The organism is Spirosoma pulveris (genome assembly GCF_054781875.1).
The window spans coordinates 111,794-129,953 of record NZ_BAAGTO010000008.1 but is presented as its reverse complement, the minus strand read 5'-3'; the positions used below and the strand labels follow the sequence as shown (position 1 = coordinate 129,953).

The following is an 18,160-nucleotide window of genomic DNA, read 5'->3' as shown; positions in this document are numbered from 1 at the left end:
CCATAAAGAGCCGGCTGAAAATACGCTTTTTTCGGAGGGCTCACGACTTCTTCTACCTTACAGTTGTAAAGCAGGTCTTGTTTTTGACTGTCAAATGGAGTACTTAATCTAGAGGGCGGCCCCGAGCCAGTGATAGTATTTAAGGATTAAGTCGCTTAAGGGCAAAGTGTGATCCAGCTTCCCCTACGGTAAGCCTTAGTCAAATTCGTGCCCTCTGCGTAAGGTTAGGGAGATCTGCCCCGCATGATGCGCCGTGTGAAACAGCACATGGCCCAACAGTCTGGTTCGCGAGACTGTACCGAAAAAAGGCGTTTCAATCAAGTCCTGCCAGGCATCGTCAGCAGTTGTCTCAATATAGGCTTGAAAGAGTTGATACCCCTCTTCGATCAATCGCTTACTAAGCTCGGTATCCTGCCCTTGGCCTGTATCGGTGTGCCCCATGGTCGTATTTTGCACCGCTACGGGAAGGTCAAAAAATAAGCCAAACAGATTCATCATTTCGCCCGTGTGGCGGTAGATAAAGCCAACCGAAGCCGCTTCGGGATTGAGTCGAAGTGTGGCATTGTGGGGTGTAATCTGATCGAAGGCAAACGAACAAGTCGTTTGGTTTTGGGCTAACATGTCAAGTAGAACTTGTTTTTGCATACTGCTTGGTAGAGGTCGTGTATTTGTTTATAAATCTGCACAAATCTATGAGCCGTTCGCGTATTTGAGGGGGTTCTATTACGACAAAGTAAGGGGGTAATTGCCCGCTATATCCTTACGCTCAACCGTACTTACGTGCAGTGGTTGACAAGTATTAAAAAAAGCATTGTATTAAAAAAGGCTCCAATCTGAAATGCATATACGTCTCAATTTGGAGCATTAATGCAGAACAATTGTACTGGCCCCTGTAATTTCGGAAAACAATACCCAGCAGTCAGTAGAAGCTGCTGCCAATAGGTTAACCTCTTGACTTGACTATCCTAATGATCCAGCGCAATCCAAGATAAAAAGTTAAGAAGCCCGAGTAAGAGGCAATTATATTCGTCAGGCGGCTACCTAATGAGGTGCCATAACCTAATCCAATCATCACCAGCCCGATGAATGCAGTTATCGAGGCTAATAGAAGGCGGATATTCGTTGTAAGCTTCATGAAGAGGAAGGACTCAGCATATCTGATGTATAATCTCTTATCTGTTAGCTAAAGTACAGAACTCGAGGTTTACTACTTACGAATTAGTCGTATCTTAAAATGCTCCTATTCGAAACATCTCTATGTATCTCCCCTTATGGGTTGTCGCGATCACGCTGGTGCTGGCTGGGAGCTTTTGGCTCCGAGCGGGGATTCGGCGACTGATCAACTGGACAGCTAGTCCCCCTGTAGGCAAACTGCTCCCTCATCAATCGAGCACCCACTTTGTGGTGACTAAAGCCGGCAAGTTTGCCATCTGGCAGAGCCGTAAAACGTATGGGCAGGCATCGGTGGAGATGCCCATGCCAATCGTTACCTCAGTGCCAACGGGTAAACGATTGTTGATTCACAAAGCCTACTCCAATGTGATGGTCAGTGGTGTGGGCGAAACCCGTTTCCAGTTGTTTACTTTCTGGGCCGGGCCCGGAGACTACCAGCTCGAACTGCCGGACCCTGGTCCAGAGCGAGCTTACGCCCTTGAGATCCGGGCCTATAAGCCAACCTATCCAATGGTTTTGGCTATTCTGTTGACCATCCTGGGGGCGGCAGCTCTACTCGTAGGCATCGTTATACTGATTCAAAGCGTACGGCCTGAAAGCCAATCATTGCCTTAGCGTAACTGCTATCAAGGCTCCTAATGCAAAGAGATTTCTCACCAAAGGCTCTTCAGTGAGACGATAAAGGTTTCATGGCCAGCTTCTCATTGGGCGTTTAAGGCAACGGTCAACTAACCAGCGTGAACCAACCAATCGGGGTAAAGGGCCAGCCTTACAACCAGAACTGACTTGGTATAGTGATTCAAAAAGAGGTAAGAGAAAAAGAGACCCGATCAACTTTTCTGGCCACGAAGACTTTTTTTGATATAACCCCTGGCCGTTCCTGAAATTATTCAGCCTGATTTCCTGTATCTATACTAGCGGTGAATCGACTGGAATTCGGCTGCTTCTCCATTTGGCTGGTGCGGGTTTTAGCTCATTCGGTCTAGATCCTGCTTGCTATCACTTGATTAATTTCCAATGCCCAAAAAGACTTATTTCTTATTAATTCTAATATTAGGCAGTTTAACCGCTCTGGGGCCATTTTCTATTGATATGTATCTGCCGGGCTTCCCCGCCATTGCTAAAGATCTGCACACTACCTCAGCTAAAGTCTCCCTGTCCTTATCCGGATTTTTCATTGGTATTTCGGTAGGTCAGCTTCTGTACGGACCACTGCTTGATCGGTTTGGCCGAAAGAAACCGTTATACATCGGGCTTATCGTTTACATCCTGGCTTCGGCGGGCTGCGCGTTAACAACGAGCATCAACGGACTAATCGGTATGCGTGTCATTCAGGCGATTGGAAGTTGTGCCGCAGCGGTTGCTTCGGTGGCTATGGTACGGGATTTATTTCCGGTAAAGGATAATGCTAAAGTATTTTCACTCTTACTTCTCGTGGTGGGCGCTTCGCCAATGATCGCCCCAACTATCGGGGGCTATGTGACCTCCGCCTTGGGCTGGCAATCGGTATTTTGTATCCTGACGGGACTCGGCATCGCTATTCTGATAGCCGTTTACTTCGGGTTACCCGCTACTTATAAACCCGATGAGACTATCTCGTTGAAGCCAAGACCGATTTTGCGCAATTTCTGGCAGGTATTAAGTGAACCTAAGTTTTACACCTATGCCTTCACCAGCGCCATTGCCTTTTCCGGCCTGTTTGCCTATGTTGCGGGCTCACCGATTTTGTTTATGGACGTATTCCATACCGATGAAAAAGTATACGGATGGATATTTGCCTTTCTTTCGGTTGGTTTCATCGGATCGAGTCAAGTGAATACCTTACTACTGGGCCGCTACAAGAGCGAGCAGATTGTCAACACCGCGTTAATTGGCCAGGTACTCATCGGATTAACTTTTCTGGCCGTGGCGTTAATGGGTTGGCTGACGCTTCCGATCACGATAATTTTTCTATTCCTGTTTCTGTGCTGTATCGGTTTTACCAACCCGAATGCCGCTGCCTTATCGTTGTCACCGTTTGCCAAAAATGCCGGAAGTGCCTCGGCATTGATGGGGGCCCTTCAAATGGGAATGGGCACACTCATATCAGTGTTTATCAGTGTGTTTGAGACGCCTTCGGCTCTTCCAATGGTGCTGGGTATGGCAGGCTCGTCAATTATTGCGCTGCTGGTATTGGTGACGGGCCGAAGGCGGATAACCACTCAAGTAGAGGTTAGCAAGAACGCAGATACGGCCTTACTTCATTAGTTCGGCGGCTGGAAGATGCCCCTCAACGACATTGATAATCAGGCCAATTACGACTTAAGCTGAATGTTGGCGTTTCCCTGATTTGAAGCCATGGGTTACCTAATCTCACTAAACGCTCATTCGTGAAACGGCTTTAAACACAGCAGCTGCAAACAACAAATCACCTGACTCTTTTACGGCGTACCGTGCAAGTGCCATACATTTCCGTAAAATCAAGCTGAAGCAACCAAGTACGAAATGAACAAGTCATCCCAGAGAGCCGAAAACCAGGAAGCTAACCTTTCGGAAATAAAATGCAAAATAGCTCTCTTTCCCTTGCACACTGCACAATAAGGGAGGCAAAACCAGCGTTTATCAATCATCAAGTTTGTTGAGCCCCGGTAGTCTGTCTGCCGGGGCTTTTTTTATACCAGGCGCAGGATGGCCACCAAGCGAGCAGCTATAAGTGGGGAAGTCGTTTGCAACTCACGGTACGCAATCGCACCGGTCACCATGTGCGTGTCTCGGTTCCAACCAAACGTTAGGGTGAATAAGCTCGTCGAAAGAAACAGGCCGGTTAGCAGCATTAAGTCGATGAAGCGGTTCAGAAGCAATCAAAAGAAAAGCTCTCAAGGTAATGTTCTGCTTTCTCCAGTACAACCAGTTCCCCGAGTAGATTGCTCATCAATAGCTGAATGAATCGTGTGTTTGTTCTGGTACTGCCTCAATTAACGATTCACCCGTCAATCCCTCGAATAAATTTCACCAGCAACTCGTTGCCGTGCACGCTTATACTTTTGCTTAACTTTAGCGTGAATCCCGTTTTTTCTTCCCCCATGATTTACTCAACATACCGGTTGCTGGGAATATGCCTATTCCTGCTAATGGGTCAGCCAACGCTTCAGGCGCAGAACCGTCACCTCACGTATGCGCAGAGCCAGCAGGATTTCCCCAATCCCGAACGGGGCTTTTACATCCCTATCAGCACCTCCTCGGCTCGTTTCGTTCCTCTCGATCTTGCCAAGCTGATCACCTATCGTACACAGGATCAGCGCATGGGTAAAGCCAGCTACACAATTCATTGTTCACTGATCTATCGCAGTTATCGGCTGGAAACCTTCAAAAACAGCCCCTTAAGCGACGACTTCCTCCAGAAGCTCAATAAGGACTTTGCCATTGCCCGCCAGGCGGGTGTCAAGCTTATTCTCCGGTTCGCCTATACCGACCAGGCCAACTCAGGCAACTGCCCGGATCAATACAAAATATGTCCGCCCTATGGCGACGCTTCCAAAGCCGTTGTGTTGGCCCATATCAACCAGCTAAGGCCCTTGCTGCAACAGCATGCCGATGTGATCGCCGTGCTGCAAATGGGGTTTATCGGCATCTGGGGTGAGAACTACTTTACCGATTATTTCGGCGATGCCTCCACCAATGGTCTTGGCGTGGTGCCGGACAGCAGCTGGCAGGACCGCCACCAGGTGCTGGCTGCTCTGCTGAATGCCCTGCCCAAGGACCGCATGGTGCAGGTACGTACCCCCCAGATCAAGCAGCGGTTCATCTACGGCCCCAAAGCACCGGTTACTTCAGCCGCCATGGATGTTCGGGATGCCTACCGGGATACGGATCGCGCCCGGATCGGGTTTCATAACGATTGCTTCCTGGCCAGCGCGGACGATTATGGGACCTTTTATGATGTCGGCCACTCGTCAGCCAAACGAGGCCCGGCTACCGCTCCCCTCCGCCGGTATATGGCGCAGGATAGTCGTTATACAGCAGTGGGGGGTGAAACCTGTGATGATGCGTTCAGTCCGCAGAATGACTGTGCTCCTATGGGGCGGGCCGAGCAGGAGATGGCCCTGATGCACTACAGTTACCTGAATGCCAGCTACAATAATGAGGTCAACAATGACTGGCAAACGCAGGGGTGCATGGACAACATCCGTCGCCGGCTGGGCTACCGGTTCGTGTTACAGTCGGCCACTATCCCCGGGCACATCAAGGCGGGGCAGCCGTTACGGGTCGAGCTGGCGCTGACGAATGTGGGCTATTCGGCACTTTTCAATCCGAGGCCCCTTCAACTTGTCCTGCGCAATGTGGCTGATGGGACGCTTCACCGTGTAACCCTGGAACAAGACACGCGTCGCTTATCACCTGGCCGGCACCAGCTACGCCACGTGCTACAGCTCCCGACCGCGGTAAAAGCGGGTCGGTACGAACTGCTGCTGAATCTACCGGACGGCTACCCCTCGCTGGCTCAGAATCCGGCTTACAGCATCCGACTGGCTAACACGGGTCTTTGGGAAGAGCAGACTGGTTTCAACAAACTGAACCATACGCTTGTAGTTGGGCCATGACCAGGCACCGAATGCCTGCAAATCGATCAAAACAGCAAGACGGGGTCATCTTACAATGGGCAACTCCCCCTTATCTTCTCCTGATTTTATTCGGAGGTCAACTGTACTGAAGCCCACAAGCCGAATAATTAAACAAGATGCTATTCTCTACCCATAAGCCGAGTAATAGTTAGATGGAATTTTTCGTAGGTAAAGCAAAGTTTCTGTTCGAACTAAGCTGCGTGTCACCGTATACTATCGAGGTATCTGTTTATCGGTTAACTGGGTGCTCTTCCTAAAGTAAGTTGGCCCTTATGTAGCCATGGTATACAACGACTAGCTGTGCCTCGTCCAGAAATCATTCAGGTGTTTAAAGTTTATCCAGTAGGATATGCCCATACTTTGGTTTACTATCTGTCCTAGGTTACTTCATTTCACTCATACTCAACTCTGACGATTATGTACACCCGACTGGTTCAAGTGTCCCTTCAACCTCAAGCCCTTGCTGAAGCAACGGATTATTTTCGTACCCAAGTCGTTCCAGTCCTCCAAGAGCAGGCTGGTTTTGTCAATGGCAGTTTCCTGGTCTCTGAACAGACCCACCGCTGTGTCATGCTGACCTATTGGGAGTCGGCCGAAGCCCGGACGGGAGCCGAAACGAATGGGTTTCTTCAAAGTGTGCTGGAGAACATGAAGCCCCACTTTGCGGGCTCCCCAACGATTGACTACTATGAGGTACCAGTTCAAATCAACTAATATGGCTGTCCTGTCCTGAATTTATACGGACGTTATTCTGAATGGTGATTGGGTAGGCGGTCAGATCCACAAAACTGCTTTCCTGAATTCCAATCAAACCGTTCATCCTACGAGTTTACGATTTTGCTCTCAAGTTTGCTTTAAGTGGACAACTATCGGTCAACGAAAGACGTCTGATTGGAAGGAAAATAATAAAAGGTAATCCTCAGACGCAATACCTCGACTCAAGAACTGGTAGGAGTTACAAACCAGGAAGGTCCGTTCTAGTCTTGTGACAAACCAAAGCTAGTGGAAAACGGCAGCGAATCCACCGACGAAGTGTCGTCCGAAAAAGAAGATGGCTTACCTAGGAAAGACCGGGTTGAAAAACGGCCTTGCCCTGAATCGACGAAAGACAAAGAAGCCCTGAGTGATCAGGGCTTCTTACCTGCCTACTCGGCAACAGAGGCCTGTTTAGACTTGCGGCCCCTTGGCTTACCCGCGTAAGGGACTTTGTCTACCGCTGTCTGCGGAGCTATGCGGAGCTCAAAGGCAGTTGTGCCCTCATACTCGAAAAGGCGAATCGTAAAGTCATGTTTCGTGTTCGCAAAATCAATGCCGCTCTTCTTTAAGAGAAAAGGCAGGGCCAGGGTATAGCTTTTGGCTGCTTGCTCAAAGGTGAAGGCTTCCTCCTGGGTACTGGTTGGCACTAAGTACAGCGATTTAGCTTTCCGCTTGCCCTCGTCCATGCCTACCTTAAAGAACGTTTTCCCCAGATCAATCCCTAAATAAGCCACGGTTCTGGCGGGTAAAACGAGTTTGCCAGCGGCCGAAATATAACCGGTTAACGTTACGTTAGCCGCTTTGGCCGCTTTTTCGGCTTTAGCCTTTGGTGGTTGGTTATCCGTAGGTAAGAAGAAATGAATTGTCAGGGGTTTCATGCAGTTGGTTTTGAGACGTTAATGAGAGAACAAAAATAGTCAATCGCGTATTGCATGAAGACAACCCATGAATTCAAGCTCAACGATTTAGTTATTTTGAGTAACCCAAAGGCGGCTCAAGAGTTAGAAGCGGCCAATCCTGACATTGACTGGCCCGTGCCGGTAATCAGTCAGTATGGGCAGCGTGTGCACTGCTGGAACAGTCAACGGCGCGAATTTACCATCACCCTAAGTGCGACCGAAATCAGGAAAGTTGGTTGATCAGACCAATTAGCCAACAGGCGCACTCGTTTACCGTCCCTGACGAAGAGCCCCTTATCACCTCCATGATGAACGTAGTGCAGTAACTACGCATGCTTTAGTTACTGCACCGATCGAGTGATCAGCAAGCTGTACTACAGGGTGTAGGACAAAGCTCGCTTTTATCCTACACCCTGTAGTACTTACCGTACAAGAGGTGGCTATTGCAAAAGTCTGGTTGGATGCCGGAGGACCAGGCTTACCCGTTAAATACCTGCCACAAGATGGCTAAAAAGTCCGGATCAGCGAAGCGTAGAAAGTGGCATAGCGACTTTTGCAATAGCCACAGAGATTATACAATAGAAGTAGCCCTTACTATTGACAGCCTTCCTGAACGAATTGTGCTGGCAAAAGCACTATCACTATCTAAGTTCGCATGTCGGGAATATGATGCTCGCGAACCAGCGACAATAAGTTGATAGCGCGTTAATTAATAGCTCCAGATAGGGCTACGTTAGCATTGCCTTCACCGTGTACCGAGAAGCCCGCAAATTACGCGTGCGCTTGTGATCTGCAGCCGCAGCGGCAAATGCATATATACTGAATCGTACTAATTTAGTATAGCTGAGTTCAGCAGGAACGAATGGGAGTCTGCTTACGGAAGAAGTCCGGTGAACAGATGCAGGTCTAAGGGTACGCCAACTACTGCTTTGAGCTGGTTGGGCAAGCCATACCAGACTCAACAAAAACAGCCTACTTTATTACTCGTTGTCCCGTCTGCTCCTCTTGATCCGGAACGGCAAAGGGACAAAATGAGTAAATCAATCTAAGGTTCCATAAACAATTCACCAATTGCGGTCAACTTTAGTAAGGTAGGTAACACCTGTAGTCCTTTCTCGGTTAAACTGTAATCAACTCGGGGCGGCACTTCACTGTACGACTTTTTTTCAACGACACCCAGACTAACCAGCGCCTTAAGTTCCTGAATTAAAACCTTTTCACTGACAGCTGGAATCATGCGACGAAGCTCTCCGTATCGTCTGGCTTCGGTGCCTAGCTGATATATAATATACAGTCGCCATTTTCCACATATTATATCTAATGTTTTTTGAAGAGCTAAATGCTTGGGGTCAATAGGGTGTTGTTTACTTACTTGATCGTTCATGAGGAAAATATCACTAACCTTTTGGTGCGTAACATACTGATTAAAAGAGAGTTACAGTAACATGAGCAAATATAGATATTTGTATTAAATCTATAGCATAGCTTTTAAAGTGAAGACTATAGAAACAATTTTACGGCTGATAACTCGCTATTAATCAAGACCAAAAATTTTTACCCAAACTATTTATTCCACTTTTGAAGAAGAGGGAATAGACAACTACGATATAAAAATCTAGGTCAGAGGCTTAACAGGTAACTGCCTTGATGTACGTTACAACCAGTTGAGAGTATAAAGAGAACTTACAGAAGTAGAATAGTTAGGTAATGGGGGTGTACTTTATGAGCTAATCATCTAAGTCCGGGAAGAATAGCTTTATTTTGTTTGTTTCAACGTCAACCATTTTTATTGAAAACGCTGCTTGTTATTGCTGGCCCGACCGCCGTTGGTAAAACCAGCTTATGTGTCCGTCTGGCCAAACGACTTCACACCGATGTTGTTTCAGCAGACTCCCGTCAACTCTATCGGGAGCTATCCATTGGGACGGCTAAACCGACTTTGGCTGAAATGGACGGTGTGCCCCATCACTTTATTGATTCGCATTCTATTCTGGACCCTGTCAATGCAGGACGTTATGAACAGGAATGCCTTCGTGTACTAAACGCTCTGTTTGCCAAAACCGATATTGTTATTTTATCAGGAGGGACTGGCTTATATATAAACGCCGTTTGCGCTGGCCTCGACGACATGCCGCCAGTTGACCCGGCTTTGCGGGCACTGTTACTGGCTCGTTTTCAGCAGGAAGGCCTGAGCAAATTACAGGACGAGTTACGGGAATTGGACCCTGTTTACGCACAAACTGCCGACTTGCAGAATCCAATCCGGGTAACCCGGGCACTGGAGGTGTGTTTGTCAACCGGCCAGCCTTACTCGTCATTCAGGCGTCGGCAAACGACCGGGCGTCCATTCAAATCTGTGTTGATTGCTCTCGGACGCCCGCGTGAAGAACTTTATTCCCGGATAGATAGCCGAATGGATGCAATGCTTGAGGCAGGGCTTATCGACGAAGTAAAATCGCTTGTACCCTACAGGCATTTATCGGCTTTACAAACAGTTGGCTATCAGGAGGTATTTCCTTACCTGGATGGTGCGTATGACTATGATGAAATGGTTCGTTTACTAAAACGAAACTCCCGCCGGTACGCCAAACGGCAACTCACCTGGTTCCGGAACCAGGCAGACTATCAATGGTTTGCCCCGGACGAAGACGAAAAAATCATTAGCGGTCTGAATGATGTATAATGTAGTGCCCTGTATCATACATCATTCAGACCGCTTCTTATTGGGCGCGGTAGGCAAGCATTCCGCCAATGACATTACGGACATTATTGAAGCCATTTTCTTCCAGAATCTGCTGGGCCATGCCGCTGCGTTTACCCGACCGGCAATGGACAATAACCTCTTCATCCTGTAAGCCATCGAGCTCGTCCAAACGGTACGACAATTCGCCAAGGGGAATAAGGGTGGCGCCAATATTGTCTGCTTCGTATTCGTCCGGCTCGCGAACGTCGAACAAATTCATTTCTTCCCCTTTATCAAGTCGCTCCTTTAACTCCTGTACTGTGATATCCATGATTTTGGTTGATAAGCTGAAATAATACGCGTTTAAGTAGTTAAGGCAGGTAGTCCTGATGCGCCAGCCGATTACTACTTAATCGCTTATTCCTCATAACTTTTTTAATGTTGAATAATCAATTTATGCACCGCTGTTCGTTTTTCGGCAAATAGCCGGATTATATAAAAACCATTGGGCAGATAACTTAAATCTAACGTTTGCTGACCACGACTTGGTTCGAAACTACTTAGTAAACGGCCACTGCTGCTCATCACCTCAAGCCGGTTCAGTTTGGGCTCATCCCACCGAATAAGCCCGGCGGTCGGGTTAGGGTATGTTTGTAATGGCAAAAAGGGTTCTGGTTCCGGAATAGCCGTTACGACCGTATCGGGTTTGGCCCCCATTACAGGCCGGAGCATAAAGGCACCCCGCACATTCAGTGAAGCCGAACTCCCGTTCTGATCCCAGCTCGACCCGCTGTTGTAGAATATTTGTGAGCCAAATGGGCTGTTCTTATCGAATCCCAGGCGCAGCAACGCCGTATCGCTACTACTGATCTGCTGATAGCCGACGTAAAACGTATCTTTAACCGAGACACTCTTGGCGAATTTGTAATCAACAAACCCATTTCGCGACGCCGGGTACTGCGTCGAAAATGATTGCTGGTAAATGGTATTCCCTGGCCGCCCGCCCCGGTTATTGTACACATTGATAACAAAGGATTGACCCGTCTGATTGTTCATAAAGGGCACAATGCACGCCCGAACACCCCCAATGGCATCGGGTTTGTTCAGAATAAACCGCACGGCAATCTGTTCGCGCTGTCTTATTTGTTGAGCATACTCCCACGATCCATCGTCGTACGCATAGTAATCGTCAAGGGCGGCCACCGCCGATATAGTATCGTTGATCCGAAGGTTAACGCCGGGGATAGACGGATTTTGATCGTCGCTGGTTAACAAATCGACTTTGTACCGCAACATGGCTCTGGTGGCCTGGCCAAATCCTGCCACCGGAGCGGGTTTTATTAATTTACGCTGCGAACTGAGGGAAGGGATCAGGGTTGAGCTCGTCTGTGGGTCATCCTGCACCAGTCGCCCCGATACCTCATCGCGAACGGTAAAACGGAAAGTCGTAAAGTTGAAATTATTGAACAGATTGTTAATATCCGTTGTAACGGTATCCGCCATTTCGGCAGCCGGATTGACAACATACTGCGAAAGCGGCATGGCTGTATACCGTTTCAGTAGTGGCGACAATGCCTGTCGCACGGCTACATCTTTTACGAACCGATCGTTAACGGACCTGCCTTTATTCAGGTAGATGTAATCAATATGCCAAGTATCGAAAGGGCCAGATTCTCGACCGAAGGTTCGGAAGCGAAAGGCAAATCCGGCGTGAAAGTAAATCAGACTCCGAACAGGGATGAACACCTGAAGAAAATTATTGTTGATGACACCGCCTACTTTCGCCCAGACCGTTCGCCATTTATTCGTATTATCCAGAAACTGAACGGTCAATGAATCGCCCGCTTGTCGGCTCAGCGAATCGCCGGGATCGGGCAACTCGCCTTCACCTTTAGCCTGCCAGAAAAAACTCAGATAAACGGAATCGGCAGCCGTCAGCCCGGCAAGATTGATCGGCCGCGATGTCAGGGTATCCGTATATCCCTGTGCCAACGCGTTATTCTGCACATAGGGCCGACCGTTGGCGGCCAGGCCATCAAATGAAGCAACGTTTATAGTTGGCTGATTGATGGCCATCGTGTTATTGATATACACGCCACTGCCCGGCTGCCAACGGGCAGGGTCGGGCCGGTCGATACCGGGGCGACCGGTTGCCGTTGAAAAATCCTCAAAAAATGGAATACTGAGCGATCCTTGTCCCCGACCCGTCGAATAAGAAAAGATCAATAGCACAAGCAAAAAACCGCGCAGACAGCGTCCGGCAAACGACAAAGGCGGCTGATAAAGGAAATCGATTCTCATCTGGTAATAAAGGCCGGAAGTAGTGTTTATTGGTCCGGTTCAATTGGCCCCACGATCCACAAATCCATTGACTCGCCAACGCGGATACGCTCGCCAGACCGGGCTTCGGGCCGCTGCCTGACTACAGTGCCAACCTCCTTCTCGGGATCATCAACGGAAATTTTCGTGCCAACTTTCAAATTCGATCCGCGAATAGCGGCTTCGGCTTCGTCGACTGGTAATCCTACAACGTTCGGAATCTCAAACATCGTACTTCCTAACCCATCACCTACTTCAAGATCTATCTGAGCACCTTTGGGAATGGGCGTTCCGGCCGCAATTTCTTTACCGTTATACAATTGCCGAAGTACCGCGTTTTTGGCCACATCGGGCACATAAATAGGCGGGCCACTTAGTAAATCCAGTGACTTGAGATTAAGCTCAGCGCTACGGAGTGTTAAATTGACCAGGTTGGGCATCTGCACCATCGGGGCTACCCGTTTGGTGATCGTAAGGTAGATCTTACGCCCCTCTTTAACTTTTGCATTTGCCCGTGGATATTGTTGAATAACCATCAATGGCTGCGCGCCGGCAACGAAAGTACAGTCACTGACTTCATAACGAAGATCCCGGTCGTCAAGCAGGTTTTCCATCTCATCCAGACTCAAACGCGTTACATCCGGAACAGTGATCGTTTGGCCATGATTCGTTGTATAGGGCAGGTAGACAAAGAAGAATACCAGAAACAAAGCAGCTATCAGGGCCAGAATAATGCCAATATGGATCAGCAGGTCAAAAAAGGAGCGGGTGCTGATTTTAGCCATTCGGGTGTGGTGATTGGTGGAGCGCTATCGGCTCACTACGTTAATTTGTTTACTTAATTCACAAAAGTAGCAGAATCCGCCACCGCCTATCGATAGCCCGCAAACATTTTTTTGAGGTACTTACCAACAATATCGAACTCAAGATTCACCATATCACCCACCTTTAAATCCCGAAACGTCGTGTGATTGTAAGTGTACGGAATGATGGTCACCCTGAATCGATTGTCTTCTGAGTTGAAAACGGTCAAACTGACTCCATTAATACATATTGATCCTTTTTCGACGGTTATGTTGCGATTGGCGGGGTCATTCCCCAGCTCGTATTCGAAATCAAAGAGCCAGCTGCCGTTAACGTCCTGTATGCTGGTACATATCCCCGGCTGGTCGACGTGTCCCTGTACAATGTGCCCGTCAAATCGGCCATTGGCAGGCATGCACCGTTCAATGTTGACCCGGTCGCCAACATTGAGCTTCCCCAGATTGGTTTTTTTCAGCGTTTCGTCGACGGCTGTTACGGTGTAGCTTCGGTCGTCCAGGCTGGTAACCGTCAGGCAAACGCCGTTATGACTCACACTCTGGTCAATTTTCAGTTCAGGGGTTAACGACGACCCGATCCGAAATGTCAGATTAGTACCTTCTGCTTCAATAGCCTCTACAAGACCGGTTGTTTCAACAATTCCAGTAAACATAAATAGATATAAGTTGGTAAGTCGATAAATGAGTAAGTCCGCTTACTCATTTGCCACACACGATGAACAGCGAACTGCCAAAGGGGGTTCGTACCAGTAGTTTTTGCTCAGCCCGAACAATACCAAGCAACAATTTATTGAGCCATCGACTTGGCAAATAAACATCCGACTTAGCTTCTTCAGGTGTATGCCAACCCAATTTTAACTGAAGCTGCTGCCATTGTCTAATCAGTATGATTGGCAGTGAAAGGACGAAGCTCCAATAGGTGGATGACTGGATTTGCAGTCCGTATGGAGGCATTAGTCGTTCGAAATCACGTAAAACAAATCGCCGAGCAATACCAACCGCCAGATCATGCTCTCCCCGAAAGGCGTTGAAAGCGTTGTTATTGCTGATCAGGATGCCCCCCGGCTTTAACCGATTAGCCAATGCTGCTATCAGCGGCAGCAGGTCAACGTCCGAAAAGTAACAGAATACATCGTTACAAACGATAACATCGTAGGTGACCGTCGGTTCGAAATCAGCCAGGTCGTTCAAATTGACGAGCGAGACGGGAAGCCCTCGCTCATGACAGCATGCAACGGCATCGACAGACCCGTCAATCCCTCGCAGACGACTGTAACCCAACTGGCGCAGGAAGTGCATCAGCCCACCCGTTCCGCAGCCAGCGTCGAGGATGGCGACATCCCGGTTTTCACCAAACTGACGCAGGAGCCTCTGCCCTACCCGTTCATGTAGATGGCGGTACCACCACAACTGGCCCTCCAGCCTGAACATTTTTTCATATTCTCCCGAACGACCAATCATGTGTAAGAACGTGTGCAGAGGTTTATGGTGGGAGATTAGGCAATACCGTTGACCCCCATTATTGCCGTACGACCTGCTCCTTTCGCGAACCGCCACGCTTGATAACATAGGGCGGCAATCCGCTGTGGGCCATAAATAACTTGCCGATGTACTCACCTAATATGCCCAGAAAAAGCAGTTGAACACCTAAACCAGTCATCAGTGCCCAGGTAACGATTAGCCAGCCAGCTAATTCAATTCGATTAGTCAGCCAGCCCACGATGAGCGATAGACCACTCAATAAGCTCAGACTAACCAGCACCACTCCTAAAACAGTGAACAGGCGGATGGGCCAAAGTGAGTAGCCAATAAACACGTTCATAAACAGGGATATGAGTTTACGAGCCGTGTAATTTGAACGTCCTTCAGCCCTGGCATTGTGCGGCACGTCAACGCTCCCAACTGTGGCGGTAGTTCGAAAGATCAGTCCATCAATATAAGGGTAAGGCCCTTTGTAGCGGCAGATTTCTTCCACCACGTCACGACGGATGACCTTAAAGCTTGACAGGTACAAATCGCTGGGCTTCCCAATGGAATACGTTGTAAGCTTATTGACGACCCGGCTGCCCACATTTCGAAACCAGTGATGCTGTTTTTGTGCATATCGGCTGTAGACAACATCGTACTGCCCACTCTCAGCAGCCTCAACAAGCGCCAGGATAGCCTCGGGAGGATTCTGGAAATCGTCGTCAATAATGGCTACGTACTGCCCCACCGTATGATTCAGGCCGCACAATACCGCATTGAACTCGCCAAAATTACGACGAAGGGAGATAGCCGTCACATTGTCATACTGATGCTCCAATTGCTGACACACCAGTTCCGAACGATCGGCGCTTCCATCGTTAACCAGAATAATTTCAAACGCCAGTTCAGACAACCACTGTTGCAGCCGCTCTGTCAGTAGGGTAATGGTACGCTCGCTATTATAAACGGGAATGACGACGGATAAAAACATGTAGTCAACAAGATAAACGGGCTAAGAAGCAAAGCAAATAGTTTTAACAGCGGTTTAAACCTTCACTTCTTCACTCATTAAGTTAATTGTCTCAATTATAAAATCGGCCTCATAATCCTTCAGTACCGGGTTAAGGGGTAAACTCAGGCTGTTTCGATGCAACTGTTCGGCAATTGGCAGAGACAGATGAGCGAAGGCTGCATAAGCCTGCTGATGATGGGGCGGAATAGGATAGTGGATGTCTGTTCCAATGCCTTTCTCCAGTAGATACGCTCGGAACTCGTCGCGCCGGGGATGCTGAATAACGAACAAGTGCCAGGCATCGAGTTCGATCTGGTCGGCCAGTGGCAGTACAACGTCCGGGTTCCTGATACCGGTGAGATACCGTTTTGCCAGTGCCTTCCGGCGGTCGTGTGCTTTGGGTAACATTGGCAGTTTAGCGGATAGCACGGCCGCCTGAATCTCATCCAGACGGCTATTAAACCCCAGGTAGTCGTTTATGTATTTATGCCCTGACCCATAGTTCCGCAGGGCGCGTAAACGCTCGGCCAGTGCACTATCATTGGTTGTAATAGCTCCTGCATCGCCCAGCGCACCCAGATTTTTAGTTGGATAAAAACTCCAGCCGGCGGCATCACTCAAGTTACCTGCCCTCCGATGAGGCACAGCCGCTTGACTGCCTGCATAGGTAGCTCCGTGCGCCTGAGCCGCATCTTCAAGAACATGGAGGTTATACCGTTTTGCCAGCTTATTAATGGCTTCCATATCGCAGCAACGGCCATACAGATGTACGGCCAGAATAGCTCTGGTATCAGGTGTTATAGCCGCTTCTATGCAGCTCGGGTCGAGTAAGTACGTGCGTGGGTCAGGCTCAACAAAAACAGGCGTTAATCCGGCGTGTGTAATACTGAGTACCGAAGCAATATAAGCGTTGGACGCAACGATGACCTCGCTTTTAGCCGGAAATGCCCAGGCATTCAGTACCAGTGTTAATGCTTCCAGACCATTGGCAACGCCTACACAATGCTTTGTCTGGCAATAGGCAGCAAACTCATTTTCAAATGTTTCGACCTCTTTCCCCAGCACATACCAGCCTGATTCTAGGACCCGCTTCATGGCCGAATTAATGACCTGTGAATAAGGCGCATTAATCTGTCTTAAATCTAAAAATGGGATCATTACGAAGCAGCCATCGATAAACCGGGAGCCATTTGACTGTTCGAGTAAGGTTCGTAGATGTAATCGTCTTTATCGTACAATTCATTTGAAACCACCAGCAGAATGGCATCTTCAGAGAACTCATCCATGCTGTGCCAGTCTTTGGGTTCAAGAACCAGACATTGACGGGGGGTTTCGAGTCGAATTACCTCTTCCAGTATTCCGTCATTGTTATAAATCCGGCAACTACCCCGTAAACAAATGAGCGCATTCCAGGTCCGGTGATGTCGATGACCCGCTCGGCTGCCAGTCCCAGTTTCATAGATATAGAAGACACGTTGAATAACACCCGGGATAATCTTTTCAAAAACGGTTAAGTTTCCGGTGTCGGATTCGTATGTTGTGAGTTCGTAAAGTTTGGCCATCCGCGCAACTGTTTGACTAATTTGGTAAGTTATATCGGTGGGTATGAATTCAACTGCACTAGTTAATCTTATTAAAAAGCAATTAACTAATTTTCAATGAAACACCTACAATTATCTATAAAATTCGACCATTAAAGATTATATCACAGAGTTGAAGTCCCTTTTAATCCAAAAAATCATGCTTAAAAACAAATTCTTCCTTACCGGATTATTTCTACTTGGCCTCATCGTCTTGTATTACACCTTTTTCGACGGGGGGAACATGACCTCATCCAGTGGCGTAGATGCCCTGATTGACCCGGCTTCGTACCGTCAGCAGATGACCGCCAAGCGTACTGAAAAAGACAAGTTTATGCAGACTAGTGCCGAGTCGCCGTTCACGGATAAGTCGACTTTTAAGGGACTGGCTTATTTTGCTCCCGACCCGTCTTACCGAGTTACGGCCCGGCTCGAACCCTTCGCCGATAAAACTCAGAAACTGGTCGTCAGGATGAGCGACGGAAGTGAAGAGGTATACGAAAAGTTCGCTCACGCAGTTTTCAGCCTGGATGGGGAAGCCCACCGGCTGTTGATTGTGAAGATGGAAAACACCTACTCCATTCTTTTTCGGGACGCTACATCGGGTAAAGAAACCTACGGAGGAGGGCGTTATCTGGAGCTTGCCCCCGCTACGATCACAGATACCCGCACCATACTGGATTTCAATACTGCCTATAATCCATACTGTGCCTACAACGCTGGGTTTGCCTGCCCGTTACCTCCAGCCGAAAACACCCTTAAAATAGCCATCAAAGCGGGCGAAAAATACATACCCCATGACTAATCGGCGCAGGATCCGTTAGTTTTTTGATATCAATTACCTGAATG

At 48.4% G+C, this 18,160-nt stretch carries 19 protein-coding genes; 7 read left to right on the top strand and 12 right to left on the bottom strand.

The annotated features are described in order from the left end of the window. Positions 1 to 195: 195 nt before the first annotated feature. On the bottom strand, positions 196 to 645 hold the full coding sequence (locus tag ACYVJM_RS23470) for a DinB family protein (protein WP_461150675.1): 450 nt from the start codon (positions 643 to 645) through the stop codon (positions 196 to 198). Between the two features lie 612 nt (positions 646 to 1,257). Between ACYVJM_RS23470 and ACYVJM_RS23465 the strand changes: the two genes are divergently transcribed. Further along, entirely contained in the window at positions 1,258 to 1,788 is a 531-nt protein-coding gene (locus ACYVJM_RS23465) for a hypothetical protein (RefSeq protein ID WP_461150674.1), read from the top strand. Between the two features lie 402 nt (positions 1,789 to 2,190). Continuing rightward, on the top strand, positions 2,191 to 3,420 hold the full coding sequence (locus ACYVJM_RS23460) for a multidrug effflux MFS transporter (protein ID WP_461150673.1): 1,230 nt from the start codon (positions 2,191 to 2,193) through the stop codon (positions 3,418 to 3,420). Positions 3,421 to 3,824: 404 nt separating this feature from the next. Here the strand turns inward: ACYVJM_RS23460 and ACYVJM_RS23455 are convergent, their stop codons facing one another. Further along, positions 3,825 to 4,013: a hypothetical protein gene (locus tag ACYVJM_RS23455; protein ID WP_461150672.1), complete on the bottom strand. Its 189-nt coding sequence runs from the start codon at positions 4,011 to 4,013 to the stop codon at positions 3,825 to 3,827. A gap of 222 nt (positions 4,014 to 4,235) precedes the next feature. Between ACYVJM_RS23455 and ACYVJM_RS23450 the strand changes: the two genes are divergently transcribed. Together ACYVJM_RS23450 and ACYVJM_RS23445 are read left to right on the top strand one after the other, a co-directional pair. After that, the gene (locus tag ACYVJM_RS23450; RefSeq protein ID WP_461150671.1) at positions 4,236 to 5,753 is read left to right on the top strand and encodes a DUF4832 domain-containing protein; all 1,518 of its coding nucleotides are present in this window, start codon (positions 4,236 to 4,238) and stop codon (positions 5,751 to 5,753) included. A 438-nt stretch (positions 5,754 to 6,191) separates the two neighbouring features. Further along, complete coding sequence (locus ACYVJM_RS23445; RefSeq protein WP_461150670.1) at positions 6,192 to 6,488, top strand: antibiotic biosynthesis monooxygenase family protein; 297 nt, start codon at positions 6,192 to 6,194, stop codon at positions 6,486 to 6,488. A 431-nt stretch (positions 6,489 to 6,919) separates the two neighbouring features. On the opposite strand, the gene ACYVJM_RS23440 is transcribed toward ACYVJM_RS23445, so the two are convergent. Continuing rightward, complete coding sequence (locus ACYVJM_RS23440) at positions 6,920 to 7,408, bottom strand: hypothetical protein (RefSeq protein ID WP_461150669.1); 489 nt, start codon at positions 7,406 to 7,408, stop codon at positions 6,920 to 6,922. 54 nt (positions 7,409 to 7,462) lie between these two features. Here ACYVJM_RS23440 and ACYVJM_RS23435 point away from each other — a divergent pair, with 54 nt between their 5' ends. Next, entirely contained in the window at positions 7,463 to 7,669 is a 207-nt protein-coding gene (locus ACYVJM_RS23435) for a hypothetical protein (RefSeq protein WP_461150668.1), read from the top strand. An 805-nt stretch (positions 7,670 to 8,474) separates the two neighbouring features. Here ACYVJM_RS23435 and ACYVJM_RS23430 read toward each other — a convergent pair. Beyond that, a complete protein-coding gene (locus tag ACYVJM_RS23430; RefSeq protein WP_461150667.1) occupies positions 8,475 to 8,813 on the bottom strand; it encodes a winged helix-turn-helix transcriptional regulator in 339 nt (112 codons plus the stop codon). Between the two features lie 405 nt (positions 8,814 to 9,218). Between ACYVJM_RS23430 and miaA the strand changes: the two genes are divergently transcribed. Next, positions 9,219 to 10,112, top strand: a complete 894-nt coding sequence (gene miaA / locus ACYVJM_RS23425; protein ID WP_461150666.1) for a tRNA (adenosine(37)-N6)-dimethylallyltransferase MiaA — start codon at positions 9,219 to 9,221, stop codon at positions 10,110 to 10,112. Positions 10,113 to 10,149: 37 nt separating this feature from the next. Here the strand turns inward: miaA and ACYVJM_RS23420 are convergent, their stop codons facing one another. The 8 genes from ACYVJM_RS23420 to ACYVJM_RS23385 all read right to left on the bottom strand — a co-directional run bounded on the left by ACYVJM_RS23420 (position 10,150) and on the right by ACYVJM_RS23385 (position 17,293). Further along, positions 10,150 to 10,443 carry a rhodanese-like domain-containing protein gene (locus tag ACYVJM_RS23420; protein WP_461150665.1) on the bottom strand — a complete coding sequence of 98 codons (294 nt, stop codon included), beginning with the start codon at positions 10,441 to 10,443 and terminating at the stop codon, positions 10,150 to 10,152. 104 nt (positions 10,444 to 10,547) lie between these two features. Further along, complete coding sequence (locus tag ACYVJM_RS23415) at positions 10,548 to 12,413, bottom strand: T9SS type A sorting domain-containing protein (protein WP_461150664.1); 1,866 nt, start codon at positions 12,411 to 12,413, stop codon at positions 10,548 to 10,550. A gap of 26 nt (positions 12,414 to 12,439) precedes the next feature. Continuing rightward, positions 12,440 to 13,216, bottom strand: a complete 777-nt coding sequence (locus tag ACYVJM_RS23410) for a PASTA domain-containing protein (RefSeq protein WP_461150663.1) — start codon at positions 13,214 to 13,216, stop codon at positions 12,440 to 12,442. Positions 13,217 to 13,302: 86 nt separating this feature from the next. Continuing rightward, positions 13,303 to 13,905 (bottom strand): riboflavin synthase, encoded by a 603-nt coding sequence (locus ACYVJM_RS23405; RefSeq protein ID WP_461150662.1) that lies wholly within the window; start codon positions 13,903 to 13,905, stop codon positions 13,303 to 13,305. 46 nt (positions 13,906 to 13,951) lie between these two features. After that, positions 13,952 to 14,713 carry a class I SAM-dependent DNA methyltransferase gene (locus ACYVJM_RS23400; protein WP_461150661.1) on the bottom strand — a complete coding sequence of 254 codons (762 nt, stop codon included), beginning with the start codon at positions 14,711 to 14,713 and terminating at the stop codon, positions 13,952 to 13,954. A 58-nt stretch (positions 14,714 to 14,771) separates the two neighbouring features. Next, the gene (locus ACYVJM_RS23395) at positions 14,772 to 15,710 is read right to left on the bottom strand and encodes a glycosyltransferase family 2 protein (protein ID WP_461150660.1); all 939 of its coding nucleotides are present in this window, start codon (positions 15,708 to 15,710) and stop codon (positions 14,772 to 14,774) included. Positions 15,711 to 15,764: 54 nt separating this feature from the next. After that, positions 15,765 to 16,889, bottom strand: coding sequence for a DegT/DnrJ/EryC1/StrS family aminotransferase (locus ACYVJM_RS23390; protein WP_461150659.1), 1,125 nt, complete (start codon positions 16,887 to 16,889; stop codon positions 15,765 to 15,767). Next, a complete protein-coding gene (locus ACYVJM_RS23385; protein ID WP_461150658.1) occupies positions 16,889 to 17,293 on the bottom strand; it encodes a sugar 3,4-ketoisomerase in 405 nt (134 codons plus the stop codon). Before ACYVJM_RS23385 ends, ACYVJM_RS23390 begins: the two co-directional genes overlap by 1 nt. 178 nt (positions 17,294 to 17,471) lie before the next feature. Between ACYVJM_RS23385 and ACYVJM_RS23380 the strand changes: the two genes are divergently transcribed. Beyond that, a complete protein-coding gene (locus tag ACYVJM_RS23380) occupies positions 17,472 to 18,116 on the top strand; it encodes a DUF1684 domain-containing protein (protein WP_461150657.1) in 645 nt (214 codons plus the stop codon). Positions 18,117 to 18,160 lie beyond the last annotated feature (44 nt).